We start from the raw sequence: 17847 nt of genomic DNA on the forward strand, positions 1-17847 counted from the left end.
CCTTGCCTGGGTGCATCGCACCCAGGCAAGGCACGTCCTGGTCGGTCACCCGCGTCCCGCCCAGACTCGGTCGGGCGGAACGGATCCGCATCCATCGACGAGGGGAGTCCGTCCTTGACGGGCAATGCCGAGAAGGGCCGTGCCGATGTGGTCGGCATGTGGGTGACGGCGGACGGTCACATCCGCCAGGAGCCGCAGGCGGACGGACGGTACGACGAGGCCCGCGGCACCCACCGCAGCGCCTTCACAGGCCGCTACACGGTGACTGGCAGTCACATCGACTACGTCGATGACACCGGGTTCACCGCCACGGGCGACATCCGAGACGGGGTCCTGTTCCACGAACACCTCGTGCTCCACCGGGAGGAGAAGCAGGCATGACGCAGACATCCAAGGTCGTGCTGGTCACCGGAGCGAGCAGCGGGATCGGGGAGTCCACCGCCCGCCGTCTCGCCGCCGACGGCCACCGCCTGTTCCTCGGGGCTCGGCGCACCGACCGCCTCGACGAGCTCACCGGCGAGCTCACCGCCGCAGGCGGCACCGCGGCGTTCCGGCGCCTCGACGTCACGGACGCCGCCGACGTCCAGGCCTTCGTGTCCGCCGCCCGTGAGCGCTACGGCCGGGTCGACGTCCTGGTCAACAACGCCGGAGTCATGCCGCTCTCGCCCCTGGAGGCACTGAGAACGGACGAGTGGGACCGCATGATCGACGTGAACCTGCGGGGAGTCCTGCACGGCATCGCCGCCGCGCTGCCCGTGATGCGGGCCCAGGGCGGCGGGCACTTCGTGAACATCGCGTCCGTCGGCGCGTACGAGGCCTCTCCCACCGCCGCCGTCTACTGCGCCACCAAGTTCGCCGTCCGCGCGATCTCCGAAGGGCTGCGCCAGGAGTCCACCGGAGACATCCGGGTCACCCTCGTCTCTCCCGGCGTGACCGAGTCCGAACTCGCCGAAGGCATCTCCGACCCCACCGCCAGGGAGGCCATGAGGGCGTACCGCGCAGTGGCACTGCCCGCCTCCGCCGTCGCGGAGGCCATCGCCTACGCCGTGTCCCAGCCCCGGCAGGTCGACGTCAACGAGCTCGTCGTCCGCCCCGCGGCGAGCGCCCAGTGACCGCCCACGGCTTCCCGTCGGTCGCAGTGCCCCGCTCGCCCCCTGATCAGGTGGCCGCCCCGCCCGGCTGGTGACCGCCGACGCCACCGGTCTCCAGGCGAGCTGGCAGGTCGCTGGACCACGAGGCTCAGGTCTGCCGACGGGAACGATATGACCGACGATGATCTGCTGACGGCCCTGTAGGGCGGTGGCTCGGCTCGCGGCATCTGCGGTGAGCACGGGTGGTGGCCGCTACAGCTGGAGTTTCTGACCGTCCGGTGAAGCCTCTTCGGACAGTGGAATCACCGTCTGCTTGGGTGACAACCGGGCTGAAAAGTCGAGGCAGGTGACAACAAGGCCGACCATCTGGTGACAAGTAGCGTGACCACCGAGCCACTGAAGCCCAGGTCGGCCGTTGAACCGGTGACATCCATCTCGACCAGTCACAACGACACCCCACATCCCCCACATGCTGACTGCCGCATTGCCGCCCCCGGCGGGTGCCAACAGCTGAGCCGAAGCTCACCCCGGCCGAGGTCCCTCGGCCGGGACAGCACTGTGCCCCGTCACCACCGGATGGATGGTGACGGGGCACACGCGTCCGCGTCCGGACCTTGATCTTTAGATGTCGAAGTACAGATGGGGAACGGTCCTGAACTGCACGTTCCCTAGGATCGCGCGATTACCGGTGCACAAGGGGTGCACACGACAGACTCCTCCGCAGTCCGGAGGTCAGAACCTCACCGCGCCGCTGGATCGCTGGGCGACAGTTCGTCCCGCGGCTCGGCTTTCCCAGTCGTGTGTAATGAGGCAGCGAGGATCCGGCAGACCTCAACTCGTTGCCCTTGGTCACAGCCCGCTATAAGTCGTTCCAGGTGGCGAAGCACCGCCAGATCCCGTACGTAGCGTGCGACGACTCTCAGGACCATGCACGCCGGTAGTAAGAGCGCCATCCCGGACAGGGTCATGACTCGTAACCCTCCTTGATGGACTCCACGACATCCTCAGCACTGCGGCCGTACAGACATGACCCGTGCCGATTCAATATCACAGTGCGATCGCCGAGATGAGCAGAGTGCTTTGAGATCAACTCGATCGCCTTTTCCCCGGGCACGTCGTCAGCGAAGCCGTGGGCCAAGAGAACCGCACAGAGCGCTTCAACGGTGTCGCCGCAGCACCACTCGATCACGAGATCGCCAGCGTGATGTGTGTAGCAGTTGGCGAATCCGTGTGGCTCTGCAGTCCTGTTGACCAACCCTGGGAGCCGCAGAATTCGACTCAGCAGCAAATCGCGCACCCGCAGGTCCTCGATCCCCCGCGAGACTGTCCACTCCTCAGTCTCCTGCCTTTCGTCGCGAGAGAGGCCACCGGGAACTCGTTTCCAGAGAAGCACCTCGCCGTCGCGCGCGGAAGGCAGACGGATGGGTCCACCGTCCGCACGCGTTACGGTGACGTGAGCCGAGCTGGCCGCGTCATGGAGGTTCAATTCCCTTTCGTTGCCCCGAACGCGCAGGCCGGCGACCCCGCGCACGCCACCGTAGAAGTGATCGAATCGCGGGAGGAGTTCACGGAGGACCTCGTCCGCCATGTCGGACTCCAGGGTCAGCTTCACGCTCTGACCCTCTGGCTCTGCTTCTCGCACACCAAGGAGAGCAGCATTGAGCTGACGATCCCGGAAGCTGCTGGCCAGCACGTGGGCCATGTGCGCTTCCAGGCGGCGTTGACGTGGGTCGGGGGAATCTACGACCGAGGATCCGAGGTAGACATGGGCCTGCTTCGCCAGTCTTGAAGCAGTCGCCTGTTTGAGCGACGTCTGGCGAACGATTTTCTTCGCCAGACTGTTGGCATTGCGCGACTTGGACATACCTTGCCCCTTCCACTGCCGCCCGGCGACGACAGGAGAGACAGATCGGATGTCCTGATGCGTACTGACTGCCAACTGCGGGTGACTCTCAAGAGCCCACTGCTCGCTCCGGCGCCGGGACCGGATGTAGCGAGACGCACTGCCGCAGCAGCGCCACAGACAAGGTACGCCAGCATCTTGCGCTTGAGTCAGCAAACGGACGGTGAGTGCTGGACAGCGCTGCTCCTGGGCCCTTTCACCGGCATGCGATGGCGTCAGATCTGGGTAGTCCAGCCGTAGCCGTCACCGGGCAACCCTACGGTCATGACCTGTTCGCCGGCCCCAAGGAGGCAGAAGTGAACCGCGATTTGGAGATTCGGGCGTCGAAGATCTTCAAGAAGCAGCGAGGCGAGATTTTGTGGCCCTACGGGCTCGCTACCCCGAATCGGCGACGCAGTGGGCTCGGCGAGGAGCAGTATGAGAAGGCTGCTGCCCACGCGCGCGTGGCTCAACTGGTCATCGTCGAGTGGGCCGAAGACCACGGACTGTGCTGCAGCGAGAGTGGGTGCTGCCCACGATGGCTGTTGCGCAGCGCCAGCAGGCAGTGCGAACCCGACGCGTGTGGCAACTACGGTTCCCGGCCTCGCAACGACAGGCGCTGGCTTGATCACCCCATCTTCTGGCTCAAGGACGGGCTGCCGACCGCGATCACGTCCTCGCCGTATTCGGTGAGTGAGGACGACCGAAGCCGTATCGAGCAGTGGCAGGAGTCTGGCCTTGTGGCAGGGTTCGGTGGGCCAGGTTGGTACGGGTACGGCACAACACAGATCGTCATGTGGCATCCCGAGCGCCTTGCCTCCGTGTACCTAGCAGAAGACGCCGACAGGCTCTTGAGGCACAGCAAGTAGTCGGAGTGGACGGAGTTTCCGGCAGCAGCCCGCATGTTGCGACACCTCGTGCGCCGGAGTCAGACCGCAGCCCGGTACTGTTGTCCGATTGCCTTGCGCGCCTTCTGAACGGCCGCCCCCATGCTCCGCGGATGCTTCCCCAATGAAGCCTTACGCCAAGCCGCCTTCGGTGCAGTGGCCGAACTCGCCTACCTGGCTGGCTGGAAACACCACGACCTCGGCCAGGAAGGTGCCGCCCAGCGCTACTACCAGGTCGGCTACCAACTCGCCTGCGAAGCCGACCCACACGGCCACGCCGCCTGGATGATGCGCGCCCTCGCCCACCAGGCCATCAGCCTCAAACAGCCCCACCACTGCGTCGACCTCGCCGCCGCCGCGCTCACCCACGGCCTCGGCCGCATCGACGGCCAGACCGAAGCCCTCCTCCACATCACCCACGCCCGCGCCTACGCCGCCATCGGAGAGAAACCCTCCGCAGCCCGAGCCCTCCTCGCCGCCGAAGACGCTCTCCTCCGCGACGACCGCCCCCAGCCCAGCTACTCCCGCGGCAGCGGCCCGGCCGCCGGCACTGTCGCCAGCCACACCGCCCGCACCCTGACCGACCTAGCCGACCACATCGGCACCGAGCAGCAGCACCGCGACGCGCTCATCAGCTGGGACCCTCAGAAGTACAAGCGGGTCCATGCCCTCACCTACGCCGACCTCGGCGACAGCCTCGCCGCCCAGGCCCGCGCCGACGAGGCTGTCGCCGCCTGGTCCCAGGCCCTGACCCTCATGGAAGGCATGACCTCCGACCGGACGCGCAAGGCGATCACTTCGCTCAGATCAACCCTTGCCGTCTATCAGCGGCGCAAAGTACCGGGCGCCGCCGAACTCGCCCGCCGCACACGAGAAGTACTGGCCTAAGCTGCCCACCAACCGGCCGACGAAGGGATGCACCGTGGCCCAGCCGAAGATCGACGACCAGCCCAAAGCACTCAAGCCCGCCCTCGACTCCATGACTCTGCTGGTCGCCGCCGTCATCGTCCACGACAAGGCCACCAACCGCGTCGTCCTCCTCCAGCGCAGCGATCAGGCCAAGTTCGCCCAAGGCATGTGGGACCTTCCCGTCGGCAAGAGCGAACCCGGCGAACCGATCACCGAGACCGCCGTCCGCGAGCTCTACGAGGAGACGGGGCTGACGATTAAGCCGGAGTCCTTGAAGGTCGCCCACATCATCCATGGTGCCTGGGGCGTGGAGGCCCCCAATGGCTTCCTTACCGTCGTCTTCGCAGCCCACGATGGACCGGCGAACCCGAAAACTGTGAACCCCACAAGCATGCCCAGGTCTGCTGGATCGACGCCAACGCCATCCCCGAGGAGTTCGTGGACACAACCGCCCATGCCCTTCATCGCTACCTGACAGGTGGCCAGGAAGTCTCCCTCAACGGCTGGGGTTGATCATCCGTGCTTCGTGTAGCAACCATGGCTTGTCTATAAACGACGCAGAATCTCGGCAGCAGCGGTACGTTCCCCCCCCAGCATCACGTCGCACGTGTTACCCGGGGGAACCTGAACATGCTTGATCCCGAGCTTGTCTCGATAGCGACCGGCGCAGCGGGAACGATCGTTGCGTCCATGGTCACTGGCGGAGCGGTTGCTATCCGTCCGAAGATCGCCCAGCTCTTCCGCAAGGGCACCCAGGACGAACAGACCCTAGCCCTCAACGCCCACCACAACGACAGTCGGACGCTTGCAGAGTGGGCCCGCGCAGCAGACTCCGACGCCGCCATCGCGCCCGACCTCGCACGCGCCCAGGAACAGATCGTGCAGGAGTGGGCTCAGCGGCTGGCCGAGTATGTCGCCAGTCACCCGGAAACCCGCTCCGATCTTGAAGCCATCGTCGGGGCAGGGGGCTCCTCAAACAACGGGAGCCAGTACAACACCGGATCGGGAACGTTCGTCAACGGGACCATTGTTGGTGGCATTCACAACACCTACGGCGGGGGATCTCAGTGACGGCGGCAAAAGGAAACCCGGAGCCCGAACCTCGCTCGCAACACAACATCGGCTCAGGAACATTCGTTGCAGGCAACGTGCAAGGCAGCATTCACAACCATTACGAGCAGCTCAGCAAGGGGACCAAAGAGCACCTGAAGATCATCGCCAAGACGTCCCCCGGGCTTGCTGGGTTGCTCACTGCAGCTGCTGTACGGAGTACGCGGGACGCGGATACCGCCGAACTGATCGCCGTCGCAGCGCGGCGGTTCAACCTCGCCGACTCCGCCGAACTCCTCGCAAACGCCGCCGCTACCTTTCAGCGTATTGCGCTCCCCGATACAGCCGTGCTGCTCTCGGACACGGCGCATAAGCTCGAAAAGGTACTACCCAGGCTCCTGGCCGCGGCGGAAACTTTGGATTCCAACCGCAGAGGCCGTGGTGGTTGGACGTGATGAGCAGTGTCTGACAAACAGGGGCGCGAGCAGCGCAACGAAGGACCTGGAACTTTCGTCGGCCGCGACGTCCATGGTGGTGTGTGGAACTTCTTCGTGGGCCATGTATCCCCGAAGCAAGCCAATGCGCGTGCTTCGCGCTCCGCCCGGCGCGACGACAGTGACAAGGAACAGCCCGACGACGTTGACGACTACGACGACTTGCTATTCACCATCGGTGCCATTGCGGTCGTCATAGCTTTCCCTTCGGGAGCGGCCGTCTGGTACTGCCTGCTAGGGAAGCCCTTGACGGCTGGTCACCCACCGCCGGGACTTGGCACACGCATCATTGGAGCGTTGCTTGGCGCCGCGGCGTTTTTCGCCTCTCTGGCGGCAGCACTGGCCAGAGTGGCTCAGGTTTTCGAGCTCTGGTCAGAGCGGGCGGCACAGATAGCCGTGCGCAATGCTCCCAGGTGGAGGCTCATCGCGTGGGGGCCGGCCGCCATCTCCAGCGGGACAGCGTGGGTGGCTGGCGCCGTTGCGGTCGGTGCGGCGGTGCTGGCCGCGATGTACGGATGGACCGAGTTTGCGGGCGAGATTGCCGACCGGGCTCACTTCGCTCGATCGAGGGCAGCAGGTAACGGAGCAACCGCGCGCGCAGCCGTACGCGCCAAGCGCTGAGACTGGCGCCGTGGCTCTGGAGCCCGGCGCCGCGGTCACGCTGGTACAGAACTGGATCGTCAGTGTCACCGCGATCCGCCCACAATCCGTAGGCCACCCGATCGCGGCTGTCAGGCCCATCGCCACCGGCTGAAAAAAGTCGACGTTATCGGCCTACTGAGGGCATCCTCCAACCTGGCCAACTGGCCGGTAAGCGCCCCGCACTGCCAACCCAGTGAGGGCCGCTACCCGGATCCGGGTAGCGGCCCTCACTGGTCAAACTGACATCACGTCAGAAAACTAGCCGGGTGGTGCACACGCGGTGCACAAGGGGGTGGAAAACAGCTGGGAACCATGAGAACTCGCGAGAAGAGTTTTCGCAGGTCACAGTCGGTTTTCCGGGCTCCAGCCCAGGTCGCCCAACCCTACTCTTTAGATGTCGAAGTAAAGCTCGAACTCATGCGGATGCGGCCGCAGCTGGATCGGGGCGATTTCGTTCGTGCGCTTGTAGTCGATCCAGGTTTCGATCAGGTCGGGGGTGAAGACGCCGCCCTGCTGGAGGTACTCGTTGTCGGCCTCGAGGGCTTCGAGGACGGCCGGGAGGGAGGTCGGGACCTGGGGGACGCTCGCGTGCTCCTCGGGGGCGAGTTCGTAGAGGTCCTTGTCGATCGGCTCGGCCGGCTCGATCTTGTTCTTGACGCCGTCCAGGCCCGCGAGGAGGAGTGCGGAGAAGGCGAGGTACGGGTTCGAGGACGGGTCCGGGGCGCGGAACTCGACGCGCTTGGCCTTCGGGTTGGAGCCCGTGATCGGGATGCGCATGGCCGCGGAGCGGTTGCGCTGCGAGTAGACCATGTTGACCGGGGCCTCGAAGCCGGGGACCAGGCGGTGGTAGGAGTTCACCGTCGGGTTGGTGAAGGCCAGCAGCGACGGGGCGTGCTTGAGGATGCCGCCGATGTAGTAGCGGGCGGTGTCCGAGAGGCCCGCGTAGCCCTGCTCGTCGTAGAAGAGCGGGGTGCCGCCGGACCAGAGGGACTGGTGGACGTGCATGCCGGAGCCGTTGTCGCCGAAGATCGGCTTGGGCATGAAGGTCGCGGTCTTGCCGTTGCGCCAGGCGACGTTCTTCACGATGTACTTGAAGAGCATCAGGTCGTCGGCCGCGGCGAGCAGCGTGTTGAACTTGTAGTTGATCTCCGCCTGGCCGGCCGTGCCGACCTCGTGGTGCTGGCGCTCGACCTCCAGGCCGGCCGCCTCCAGCTCCAGGGAGATCTCGGCGCGCAGATCGGCGAAGTGGTCGACCGGCGGGGCCGGGAAGTAGCCGCCCTTGTAGCGGACCTTGTAGCCGCGGTTGTTCTCCTCCGACCCGGTGTTCCAGGCGCCGGCCTCGGAGTCGATGTGGTAGAAGGACTGGTTCGCGCTGGTCTCGAAGCGCACGCTGTCGAAGACGTAGAACTCGGCCTCGGGGCCGAAGTACGCGGTGTCCGCGATGCCGGTGGAGGCGAGGTACGCCTCGGCCTTCTTGGCGATGTTGCGCGGGTCACGGCTGTACTGCTCGCCGGTGATCGGGTCGTGGATGAAGAAGTTGATGTTGACCGTCTTGTCCCGGCGGAACGGGTCCACCCGAGCGGTCGACAGGTCCGCGCGCAGCGCCATGTCGGACTCGTGGATCGCCTGGAAGCCGCGGATCGACGAACCGTCGAAGGCCAGCTCCTCGGTCGGGTCGAACGCCTTCGCCGGGATCGTGAAGTGCTGCATCACACCGGGCAGGTCGCAGAAGCGGACGTCGATGAATTTGACGTCCTCGTCCGCGATGTACTTCTTTGCCTCGTCGGCGTTCTGGAACATCCCTACTCCTCCTAGCCCGGTCACCGGTCGGCGGACGCGGGGTTGCTACGCGGAGCGCGCCCATGTGCGGTGGCGCGCTTGCCCGACCATAAGCAGGCGTGATTTCCCAAGCATGACCCATTTGTTTCGCCGAGGTTAACCGGCGCGCGGCCCGTCGCACGCTCCGGCGTGCGCCGCCGACGGCCCGTCCGGTCCGCGTCTGCCGCCCCTCCGCGAGGTGCACGTATGCGGTCGCAGTACCGTGGACGGGTGGACAACAGGCAAGCAATCGGATCGTGGATCTCCGGGCCCCGCGCGGCAGCCGAGGACATGGGCGTCGAATTCGGCTACCGCGGCCAGCGGCTCGGGCTGCCGGAGGAGGGACCGGGTTCGGTCGCCCGTCCCGGGCGCCGCGTCGCCGCCCTCTTCATCGACTGGGCGCTGTGCATGCTGATCGCCTACGGGCTGCTCAGCGGCGGCAAGATGCAGTCGGCGAGCAACTGGGCGCTGGTCGTCTTCGCGGTGCTCAGCGTGCTGACGGTCGGCACGGTCGGCTTCACGCCCGGCAAGCGGCTGGTGGGCCTGCGGGTCGCCGCCGAGGGCGGCGGCCGGATCTCGCTGCCGCGGGTGGTGCTGCGGACGCTCCTGCTCGTCGTGGTCATCCCGGCCGTCATCTGGGACCGCGACGGCCGCGGCCTGCACGACCGCCTGGCCCGCTCGGTAGAGGTACGGATCTGAATGAAGAGGTAGGAGAGGTAGGAGAGGTAGGGGGCTGAGCGGTTCGGATCGCTCGCCTGCCAGCCTGCATCCCGCTCAGGTACGAGCCGGCTGTGTACGGGCCCCGTACGAACTCCCTGCCGCTCGTATACGGACGGCACCGCCCGTGCCCGTACCGCGGACCCCCACACCGCGTACCGCACCCGGACCGCCTACCGCCCCCGGACCGCATACAGAACGCCCCGGAGCTCTCCGCTCCGGGGCGTTCGTGGTTTCTCGTCGGGGCCGGGATGTCCGGCCGTCCGGCCGGTCAGCGCGTCTTGCCGCCGCCCTTGGGCATCCGCATGCCCTTCGGCATCGGGCCCTTAGGCACCGGCATGTTGCTCATCAGGTCGCCCAGCGCGCGGAGCCGGTCGTTGACGGCCGTGACCTGGGCGCCGGGCAGTACGCGCGGCAGCTTCAGCAGGGTCGTCCGGACCTTCTTCAGCGCCACCTGGCCCTCGCCGTCGCCCACGATGAGGTCGTGGACCGGGGCATCGGCGACGGTGCGCGCCATCCGCTTCTTCTCGGCGGCGAGCAGGCCGCGGAGACGGTTCGGGTTGCCCTCGCCGACCAGCACGATGCCGGCCTTGCCGACGGCGCGGTGCACGACGTCCTGGCTGCGGTTCATCGCCACCGCCGGGGTGATCGTCCAGCCGCGGCCGACGTTCTCCAGCACGGCGGCCGCCGCACCGGGCTGGCCCTCCATCTGCCCGAAGGCAGCTCGCTCCGCGCGGCGTCCGAAGACGATCGCCATCGCGAGGAAGGCCAGGACGAAGCCCAGGATGCCCGCGTAGATGGGGTGACCGATCAAGAAGCCGATGGCAAGGAGAACGCCGAATACGACGATGCCCACGCCAGCGACGACAAGACCGACCTTGGAGTCGACCCGACGGGTCATCTTGTAGGTCAGGGCGATCTGCTTGAGCCGCCCGGGGTTCTCAGCGCCGGCAGCGCCGTCTGATTTTGCCTTCCTCGCCATACAGCGAAGTTTACGTGGCCTGTGGACGCCTGGTCGCCGCGGCCTCCAGTACGTCCTGGGCCTCGTGCCGGTCCTTGGCCCGGCGGCGGTCCTCCAGCACCGACGTCCAGGCGTTCCGGCGGGCGGTGCGCTGTCCGCCGCGCAGCAGCACGGCCTCGACGGCACGCAGTGCACCGGTGACGGCGGGGATGGAGCGGGCGGTGGCGCGGAGCTGCGCGGCCTGCATGTCAGGTCTCCCTCAGGCGGTCGAAGGTGCGGGAGCGGTGCGTGCATCCATCGTCACCGAAGGGTGTTACCAACGGATGACCTGCCGGTCAAACACCTATGAAACGTTGACGCGGCCCGCACCGCCCCCGCCCTGGGGGAGCGCGGGCCGCGCGTCCTCTCAGCATGTGCCACGATTCACAAGATGGCGCGCCGGGCGGCTCAGACCGCCTGAGTGGACGCCTCGACCTCGCGCCGTTCGATCGCCTGCTGGTAAAGGCGGCCGGCGCGGTAGGAGGAGCGGACCAGCGGGCCGGACATGACACCGGCGTAGCCGATCTCCTCGGCCTCCTCCTTGAGCTCCACGAACTCGGCGGGCTTGACCCAGCGCTCGATCGGGTGGTGCCGCACGGACGGGCGCAGATACTGCGTGATCGTGATCAGCTCGCACCCCGCGTCGTGCAGGTCCTGGAGCGCCTGGCTGATCTCCGCGCGCTCCTCGCCCATGCCCAGGATCAGGTTGGACTTGGTCACCAGGCCGGCCTCGCGGGCCTTGGTGATGACCTCCAGGGAGCGCTCGTAGCGGAAGCCGGGGCGGATCCGCTTGAAGATCCGCGGCACCGTCTCGACGTTGTGCGCGAGCACCTCGGGCCGCGAGGAGAAGACCTCGGCCAGCTGCTCGGGGACCGCGTTGAAGTCGGGGATCAGCAGCTCGACGCCGGTGTCCGGCATCCGGGTGTGGATCTGCCGGACGGTCTCCGCGTACAGCCAGGCGCCGCCGTCCGCCAGGTCGTCACGGGCGACGCCGGTGATCGTGGCGTACTTCAGGCCCATGGTCTCGACGGACTCGGCCACCCGGCGCGGCTCGTCGCGGTCCAGCGCCTGCGGCTTGCCCGTGTCGATCTGGCAGAAGTCGCAGCGCCGGGTGCACTGGTCGCCACCGATGAGGAAGGTCGCCTCGCGGTCCTCCCAGCATTCGTAGATGTTGGGACAGCCCGCCTCCTGGCAGACCGTGTGCAGGCCCTCGCTCTTCACCAGGCCCTGGAGGTGGTTGTACTCCGGACCCATCTTCGCCCGGGTCTTGATCCACTCGGGCTTGCGCTCGATGGGGGTCTGGCTGTTCCGGACCTCCAGGCGCAGCATTCGCCGGCCGTCAGGCTTGGGCATTGACTGCCCGTCGGGTGCGACAGCGGACACGTCCGGCTCCCTACGACTTCGATTCTTCGGCGTCCACCAGGGTACGCCCGTAATTCGCACGTCTTTACGTGCAGAGCAACCCTGCATGCCAGGGGTGCATTCCCGCCGTGCGGTTCAGACGGCGCGGGGGAGGATCTCGGCGCCCTCCAGGACGTCCCGCAGATGCTTCTCGACGGCGGGCAGTACCTCGGCGATGGTGATCTCGCGGCCCAGCTCGGCGGAGAGCGAGGCGACGCCGGCGTCGCGGATACCGCACGGCACGATCTTGTCGAACGAGGTGTTGTCCGGGTTCACGTTGAGCGCGAAGCCGTGCATCGTGACGCCCTTGGCGACGCGGATGCCGATGGCGGCGAGCTTGCGGTCCTCCCGGCGCTGCCCGGCGTTGGACGGCGCGTACTCCGGGCCGTTCAGCCGCGCGTCGAACATCTCGTCCGCCACCCGGGGGTCGAAGTCCAGCGTCAGACCGCCCAGGGCCGGCCGCTCCTCGACCGGGTCGCCCAGCACCCAGACGCCGCTGCGGCCCTCGATCCGGGTGCCCTCGACGCCGAAGTCGGCACAGACCCGGATCAGGGCCTCTTCGAGGCGGCGGACGTGGGCGACGACGTCGACCGGGCGCGGCAGCTTCTGGATGGGGTAGCCCACCAGCTGGCCGGGGCCGTGCCAGGTGATCTTTCCGCCGCGGTCCACGTCGATGACGGGGGTGCCGTCCAGGGGGCGCTCGTCGTCGGCCGTGCGGCGTCCCGCGGTGTAGACGGGCGGGTGCTCCAGCAGCAGACAGGTGTCCGGCACCTCGTCGGCGAACCGGGCGGCGTGCACCCGGCGCTGTTCCTGCCACGCCGCCTCGTACTCCACGGCGTCCGCTCCGAAGCCCAGGTGCACAAAGCGCAGCCCCTCGGGTACGGGGGTCTCCCCCCGAGAGATCGCAGTCACGGCAGCTCCTCTTCGAACCTTTGGTGCGGTTCATCGCCACATTTGATGCCACTTCGCGGCCTTGCCACTGTACGGGCGCCCGGCGGCGTCGCCGCAGGCGGCCGGATCGGGACGGTGCGTACCCCGGGGGAGGGGCGGGTGCCGGACCGCCTGCCGCACCGTAAGCGCCCTGCTCACACGATCGGATGAACGCGGCGCACAGGCGGCGAGAAAGGCACCGAAGGCCGTTACATTCACGCCGTTCCACAAGGGCGAGGAGTGCACCGGGCGGGGCCGGCCGAATCCGGCGGCCCGGCCCGAAAGGCAGGAGACCGGTAAAGCCGATGACCGAACGACCCCCGCAACACATGCCCAACCGCCAGCTCGCAGGGCTGATCGCCGAGGCGGGATTCTCCAATGCCGGGCTGGCCAGACGGGTGGATCAGCTCGGCATCGAGCACGGCCTCGACCTGCGCTACGACAAGACCTCGGTGACCCGCTGGCTCCGCGGCCAGCAGCCGAGAGGCACCACACCGGCGCTGATCGCCGAGGTGTTCACCCGCCGGCTGGGCCGTCGGCTGTCCGCCCAGGACCTCGGCCTGGACGCCTGCGCACCGGTGTACGCCGGGCTCGAATTCGCCGCGACGCCCGGTGAGGCGGTGGACATCGTCACGGGCCTGTGGCGCAAGGACTCCGGCAGCCACGCCGAACTGCGGAAGATCGCCTTCACCCCGGCCGGGCTGGTGGTGCCCAGCCGGGACTGGCTGATCGGCCGCGCCGACGAACGGGTGGCCCGCGGCGACCCGCCGGCCGACGGCGCGGGCCGGGTGCCCGCCCAGGGCCGGATGCCGGTGCCCCGGCAGCGCCGGACCGACCGCACCGACCGTCCGCAGGGCGCCCGGGTCTGCGCCGGCGACATCGCGGCGCTGCGCTCGGTCGGCGAGCTCTTCCGGGCGCTGGACCACGCCTACGGCGGCGGCCACGCCCGGCAGGCCCTGGTGCGCTATCTGGAGCACGAGGCCGAGCCGATGCTGCGCGGCACGTACAGCGAGGCGACCGGCCGCCGGCTCTTCGCGGCCGCCGCCGACCTGACCCGGCTGGCCGGCTGGACCTCGTACGACATCGCCGCGCACGGGCTGGCGCAGCGGTACTTCGTCCAGGCGCTGCGGCTGTCCCAGGCGGCCGGTGACCGGGCGTACGGCTCCTACGTCCTGGTGACGATGAGCCGGCAGGCCGTCTATCTGGGGCACGGCCGGGAGGCCGTCCAACTGGCGCGGGTCGCCCAGCAGGGCGTCGGCAGCAGCGCGCCGCCCGTGGTCCAGGCGCTGCTGCACGCCGCGGAGGCGCGCGGGCACGGTCTGCTGTCCGAGGTCCGGGCCTGCACGGCGGCGCTGGCCCGCGCCGAACGGGCCCTGGAGACCGCCCGGCCGGGCGACGAGACCCCGCACTGGGCGCGCTTCTTCGACGAGGCGCAGCTCGCCGACGAGCTGGCGCACTGCCACCGCGACCTCCAGCAGTACCGCGCCGCCTCCCAGCACGCCGAGCGCTCGCTGCAACTGCGCGCCGCCGGCTTCGCCCGCAGCAGGCTCTTCTGCCGCGTCGTCCTGGCCACCGCCCGCCTCGGCCTGGGCGAACTGGAGCAAGCCTGCACGCTCGGTGCCGAGGCGGCTCTGCAAGCCTCCGAGATGCGCTCGGTACGCGCCCATGAGTACGTCCGGGACTTCGAACGCCGCCTGGAGCCGTACCGGGACGCGGCGCCGGTACGGGGATACCGGGACCGGGTCGCGGCGCTGGGCTGACCGGGCCGACCGATACGCGGGGCCGGGACCGGCGGGTGGCGGGGCGGCGGCCCCGCCACGGCCGGGCGGGGCCGGATCAGGCCGCGGTGCGCAGGGTGTTCGGCTCCACCAGCGGCGGCAGACCGAAGTCCCGGAGCAGGGCGCGGGCGGCGCGGTGGCCCGAGTGCAGGGCGCCCTGGACGGTGCTGATGTCGCGGTGGTCGCCGCACACATAGAGGCCCGACAGCACCCGCACGGGACGCTCCGGATCGTGCGGGACTGGCATCGCGGGCACCGCGTAAGGGTCGTGATGGGCGGTCAGCAGCTGCCAGTCGTCGCCCGCGGCGCCGTAGATCCGGTCGAGCTGGGGCCGGACCGCTCCGTCGAGAGCGGACAGCGGCAGCGAGGCCGCGGCGCCCAGCACGACGGTGGTGACCAGGGAGCGGCCGGGCGGCGTCCGGGACGGGTCGATCGCGCCCGCGGCGTACGAGTACGCCACCGGGCCCTCCGTCGGGAGGACCAGCGCGGTGCCGTGGTACGGCGCGGTGCGCGCTCCGGTGACGGTGCCCGCGGTGTGGTGCAGGACCGTCACCGGGTGGAACGCGGGCACCCGCAGCCCCGGCAGCAGTTCGGCCGCATCGCGCGCGCCCGTCGCCACCAGCACCGCCCGGCAGGGGACGAGACCGTGCTCGGCGGTGCGCACGCCGGTGGTGGAGACCGCCGTGGCGCGGACGGAGGTGCGGACCGTACCGGGCGGCAGCGCGGCGGCGAGGAGTTCGGGGACGGCCGAGGCGCCGCCGGCCGGCAGGCACAGCCGGCCCTCGGCGAACGCGCGCAGGACCTGCGCGGCACCGCGGCCGGAGCCGCGCAGCCCCGGATCGCACAGCAGCGCGCCGAGCAGCGGCCGCAGGAAGGCGTCGTGGCCGCGCGGCGGGAAGGCGGGGCGGCTCGCCAGGGCCTCACCGACCGGGCGGTCGGCGGGAGCAGGCGGGGTGGCCCGCTCGCCGTAGCGGTCGGTGTGCCGGTCCGGTCTGCGGTCGGTACGCCGGTCGGCGCGTGAGAGGGCGCGTGCCGCGGCCAGTGCGCCCCTTGTGCTCCGGGGCGCGCTGATGCGCTGCGCCCGTTGGCCGTTGTGGAGCCAGAGGCCGGCCGCGAACGGCCGCAGCGTCAGACCGCCGAGGCCGGGAATCCTGCGAAGTTCGGCGGCGGTGGCGACCAGCGGCCGTCCGCCGCGGTCCAGCCGGAAGCCGTCGAGATCGTCCGTGGCGGCCCGGCCGCCGATCCGCGGGGCGGCCTCCAGCACGGTGACCGACAGGCCCGCGCCGGTCAGCTGCCGGGCGGCGGCGAGTCCGGCCGGGCCGGCCCCCACGATGACGACGTCCACGGCCGATGCGATACGCACCACGTGCCCCTCCCGAGGTCGGTCCCGGCGGCCCCGCCCCGGGGCTGGCGCCCGGTGCGGCCGCGCGGGATGCCGAGATGTGTGCCCGAGACGGTAAGGGGGCCGGGCGGCGGCGGACAGGGGGCTCGCGGGGCGCGTCGGGGTTCGTCCCGGGGCACCGTCCGGCGGGGGCACCGTCCGGCCGGGGGCCGCGTCCGCGTCCCGCCCGGCGGGGGAGCGGGGCGGCCGTTCCCGTCAGGGGCCGGTGCGGGCCACCGCCGCCGGCAGCCTCACGCCGCCCGGACCGCGTCCGCGATGCCGGGATGGGCGAACGTGAACCCGGAGGCCAGCAGCCGTGCCGGGACGACCCGCTGGCTGCCGAGCACGTCCCCGGCGAACTCACCGAGCGCGACCCGCAGCACCGGCGCCGGTACGGGCACGAGCGTGGGGCGGTGCAGGACGCGGCCCATGACGGCGGTGACCTCGCGGTTGGTGACCGGTTCCGGGGCGGTGAGGTTGACCGGCCCGGACAGGCCGTCGGTGTCGATCAGGTGGCGCACCGCCGCCACCTGGTCCTGGAGGGAGATGAAGCTCCAGTACTGGCGGCCGTCGCCGAGCCGCCCGCCCAGGCCCAGGCGGAAGACCGGGAAGAGCCGGCCCCAGGCGCCGCCCGAACGCGCCACGACCAGACCGGTGCGGGCGAAGACGGTGCGGATACCGGCCTCCCGGGCGGGCGCCGCGGCCGCCTCCCAGTCGACGCAGACCTCTGGCAGGAACCCCGTACCGGGCGGTGCGCTCTCGTCCGTCCGCCGGTCGCCGGTGTCGCCGTAGTAGCCGATCGCCGAACCGCAGACGAAGACCCGCGGCGGGGTGTCCATCGTGGCGAGGGCCGTGGCGAGGGCCCGGGTGCCCAGGACGCGGCTGTCGTGGATCTCCCGTTTGTAGGCCGCGGTCCAGCGGTGGTCGCCGACGCCCGCGCCGGCGAGATGGACCACCGCCTCGCAGCCGGCGAGCCCGGCGGTGTCCACCTCCTGGCGCCGCGGATCCCAGCGCACCTCGTCCGGGGCGGTGGGCGGGTGCCGGACGAGCCGGACGACGTCGTGGCCGCCCGCCGGGCCGCCGGGCCGGGCGCTGTCCCCGGCGCGCAGCGACCGTACGAGCGCCGTGCCGATGAGACCGGTCGAGCCGGTGATCGCGATCCGCATGTGCCCATACTGCCCGCACCCCGTCCGCACCGCCGGGCGGGTCGCGGCGACGCCACGCCGGTGACCCGCCCTACGGCCGGAAGCGGTCCCAGAGCCGCGGGAAGCGTTCCGCCAGGGCCCGGTCGTCGTCGAAGTCGAGGTAGGTGCCGAGCGGTTCGGGCGGCTGCGGGGGCAGGCCGAGGTCGGGCAGCACGGCGCCGGTCAGCTGCTCGTACGCCTCGTCGGCCGCATAGCCCAGCTCCTCGGCGTCGCCGTCCACCGCCTCGTCGAAGTCGCCCACGAGGTCGGCGAGGCGGTCCGGATCGTGCAGCGCGCCCTCGAAGACCTCCCGGCCCTGGCCGATCAGCCAGCAGCGGAAGAAGTCGAACGCGTCGTCGCTCGCGCCGCCCAGCATGATCCCCGCCGCCGCCCACAGCTCCCAGGCGTACGCCCGGTTGTAGCGGGCCTCGAAGTGGCGGGCGAAGTCCACGACGGCGTCCGGATCCCGCCCCGCCAACCGCTCGACCAGCAGGTCGGCCTGTTCCTCGGGGTCGCCCTCGGCGGCCTCGCGGGAACCGTCGATCAGTTCCCAGAACTCCGTCTCGTCCATCACCGCTCCAGCATCCGCCCTGCCACCCGGGCCCGCACGCGGAAGACACCGGATGTGACAAGGGCGATATCCGCCGGTGTCCGCCGCCCGTCGGAGCGGTCCGCCGCCGGGT

Annotated in this window: 18 protein-coding genes and 2 pseudogenes; 11 read left to right on the forward strand and 9 right to left on the reverse strand. The window is 69.8% G+C overall.

Annotation, left to right across the window (positions count from 1 at the left end):
• Positions 1-156 precede the first annotated feature (156 nt).
• Both ACLJWH_RS06555 and ACLJWH_RS06560 read left to right on the forward strand, forming a co-directional pair.
• Entirely contained in the window at positions 157-381 is a 225-nt protein-coding gene (locus tag ACLJWH_RS06555) for an Atu4866 domain-containing protein (protein ID WP_411140887.1), read from the forward strand.
• Positions 378-1112 carry an SDR family oxidoreductase gene (locus tag ACLJWH_RS06560; protein WP_411140624.1) on the forward strand — a complete coding sequence of 245 codons (735 nt, stop codon included), beginning with the start codon at positions 378-380 and terminating at the stop codon, positions 1110-1112. Before ACLJWH_RS06555 ends, ACLJWH_RS06560 begins: the two co-directional genes overlap by 4 nt.
• A 943-nt stretch (positions 1113-2055) precedes the next feature.
• Here the strand turns inward: ACLJWH_RS06560 and ACLJWH_RS06565 are convergent.
• On the reverse strand, positions 2056-2955 hold the full coding sequence (locus ACLJWH_RS06565; protein ID WP_411140625.1) for a hypothetical protein: 900 nt from the start codon (positions 2953-2955) through the stop codon (positions 2056-2058).
• A 335-nt stretch (positions 2956-3290) separates the two neighbouring features.
• Here ACLJWH_RS06565 and ACLJWH_RS06570 point away from each other — a divergent pair, with 335 nt between their 5' ends.
• From ACLJWH_RS06570 to ACLJWH_RS06600, 7 genes and pseudogenes are all read left to right on the forward strand, one after another.
• On the forward strand, positions 3291-3842 hold the full coding sequence (locus tag ACLJWH_RS06570) for a hypothetical protein (RefSeq protein ID WP_411140626.1): 552 nt from the start codon (positions 3291-3293) through the stop codon (positions 3840-3842).
• A 108-nt stretch (positions 3843-3950) separates the two neighbouring features.
• Positions 3951-4748: pseudogene (locus ACLJWH_RS06575) on the forward strand (tetratricopeptide repeat protein); the annotation flags it as partial.
• A gap of 1 nt (position 4749) precedes the next feature.
• Positions 4750-5282 (forward strand): annotated as a pseudogene (locus tag ACLJWH_RS06580) (NUDIX domain-containing protein).
• A gap of 117 nt (positions 5283-5399) precedes the next feature.
• On the forward strand, positions 5400-5840 hold the full coding sequence (locus tag ACLJWH_RS06585) for a hypothetical protein (protein WP_411140627.1): 441 nt from the start codon (positions 5400-5402) through the stop codon (positions 5838-5840).
• Positions 5837-6274: a hypothetical protein gene (locus ACLJWH_RS06590; RefSeq protein WP_411140628.1), complete on the forward strand. Its 438-nt coding sequence runs from the start codon at positions 5837-5839 to the stop codon at positions 6272-6274. The genes ACLJWH_RS06585 and ACLJWH_RS06590 overlap by 4 nt, the downstream gene beginning before the upstream one ends.
• A 6-nt stretch (positions 6275-6280) precedes the next feature.
• Positions 6281-6934 (forward strand): hypothetical protein, encoded by a 654-nt coding sequence (locus tag ACLJWH_RS06595; RefSeq protein WP_411140629.1) that lies wholly within the window; start codon positions 6281-6283, stop codon positions 6932-6934.
• Between the two features lie 10 nt (positions 6935-6944).
• Entirely contained in the window at positions 6945-7067 is a 123-nt protein-coding gene (locus ACLJWH_RS06600; protein WP_411140630.1) for a hypothetical protein, read from the forward strand.
• A gap of 278 nt (positions 7068-7345) precedes the next feature.
• On the opposite strand, the gene glnA is transcribed toward ACLJWH_RS06600, so the two are convergent.
• Positions 7346-8755: a type I glutamate--ammonia ligase gene (gene glnA, locus ACLJWH_RS06605; RefSeq protein ID WP_411140631.1), complete on the reverse strand. Its 1410-nt coding sequence runs from the start codon at positions 8753-8755 to the stop codon at positions 7346-7348.
• Positions 8756-9004: 249 nt separating this feature from the next.
• Between glnA and ACLJWH_RS06610 the strand changes: the two genes are divergently transcribed.
• Positions 9005-9472: an RDD family protein gene (locus tag ACLJWH_RS06610; protein WP_411140632.1), complete on the forward strand. Its 468-nt coding sequence runs from the start codon at positions 9005-9007 to the stop codon at positions 9470-9472.
• Positions 9473-9761: 289 nt separating this feature from the next.
• Here the strand turns inward: ACLJWH_RS06610 and ACLJWH_RS06615 are convergent, their stop codons facing one another.
• The 4 genes from ACLJWH_RS06615 to lipB all read right to left on the reverse strand — a co-directional run bounded on the left by ACLJWH_RS06615 (position 9762) and on the right by lipB (position 12803).
• Complete coding sequence (locus ACLJWH_RS06615; RefSeq protein WP_411140633.1) at positions 9762-10472, reverse strand: DUF4191 domain-containing protein; 711 nt, start codon at positions 10470-10472, stop codon at positions 9762-9764.
• A 10-nt stretch (positions 10473-10482) separates the two neighbouring features.
• On the reverse strand, positions 10483-10698 hold the full coding sequence (locus ACLJWH_RS06620; RefSeq protein WP_052860214.1) for a hypothetical protein: 216 nt from the start codon (positions 10696-10698) through the stop codon (positions 10483-10485).
• Positions 10699-10898: 200 nt separating this feature from the next.
• Positions 10899-11843: a lipoyl synthase gene (lipA, locus tag ACLJWH_RS06625; protein ID WP_411140888.1), complete on the reverse strand. Its 945-nt coding sequence runs from the start codon at positions 11841-11843 to the stop codon at positions 10899-10901.
• A 144-nt stretch (positions 11844-11987) separates the two neighbouring features.
• Positions 11988-12803, reverse strand: a complete 816-nt coding sequence (lipB, locus tag ACLJWH_RS06630; RefSeq protein WP_411140634.1) for a lipoyl(octanoyl) transferase LipB — start codon at positions 12801-12803, stop codon at positions 11988-11990.
• Between the two features lie 323 nt (positions 12804-13126).
• On the opposite strand from lipB, the gene ACLJWH_RS06635 reads away from it, so the two are divergent.
• Entirely contained in the window at positions 13127-14581 is a 1455-nt protein-coding gene (locus tag ACLJWH_RS06635) for a regulator (protein ID WP_411140635.1), read from the forward strand.
• Between the two features lie 76 nt (positions 14582-14657).
• Here the strand turns inward: ACLJWH_RS06635 and ACLJWH_RS06640 are convergent, their stop codons facing one another.
• From ACLJWH_RS06640 to ACLJWH_RS06650, 3 genes are all read right to left on the reverse strand, one after another.
• Complete coding sequence (locus ACLJWH_RS06640) at positions 14658-15965, reverse strand: NAD(P)/FAD-dependent oxidoreductase (protein ID WP_411140636.1); 1308 nt, start codon at positions 15963-15965, stop codon at positions 14658-14660.
• Between the two features lie 266 nt (positions 15966-16231).
• Entirely contained in the window at positions 16232-17146 is a 915-nt protein-coding gene (locus tag ACLJWH_RS06645; protein ID WP_411140637.1) for a TIGR01777 family oxidoreductase, read from the reverse strand.
• Between the two features lie 70 nt (positions 17147-17216).
• Complete coding sequence (locus tag ACLJWH_RS06650) at positions 17217-17735, reverse strand: DUF4240 domain-containing protein (protein ID WP_411140638.1); 519 nt, start codon at positions 17733-17735, stop codon at positions 17217-17219.
• Positions 17736-17847: the final 112 nt, after the last annotated feature.

Source organism: Streptomyces sp. x-80 (genome assembly GCF_046549095.1).
In the GTDB taxonomy this organism is placed as follows: domain Bacteria; phylum Actinomycetota; class Actinomycetes; order Streptomycetales; family Streptomycetaceae; genus Streptomyces; species Streptomyces celluloflavus.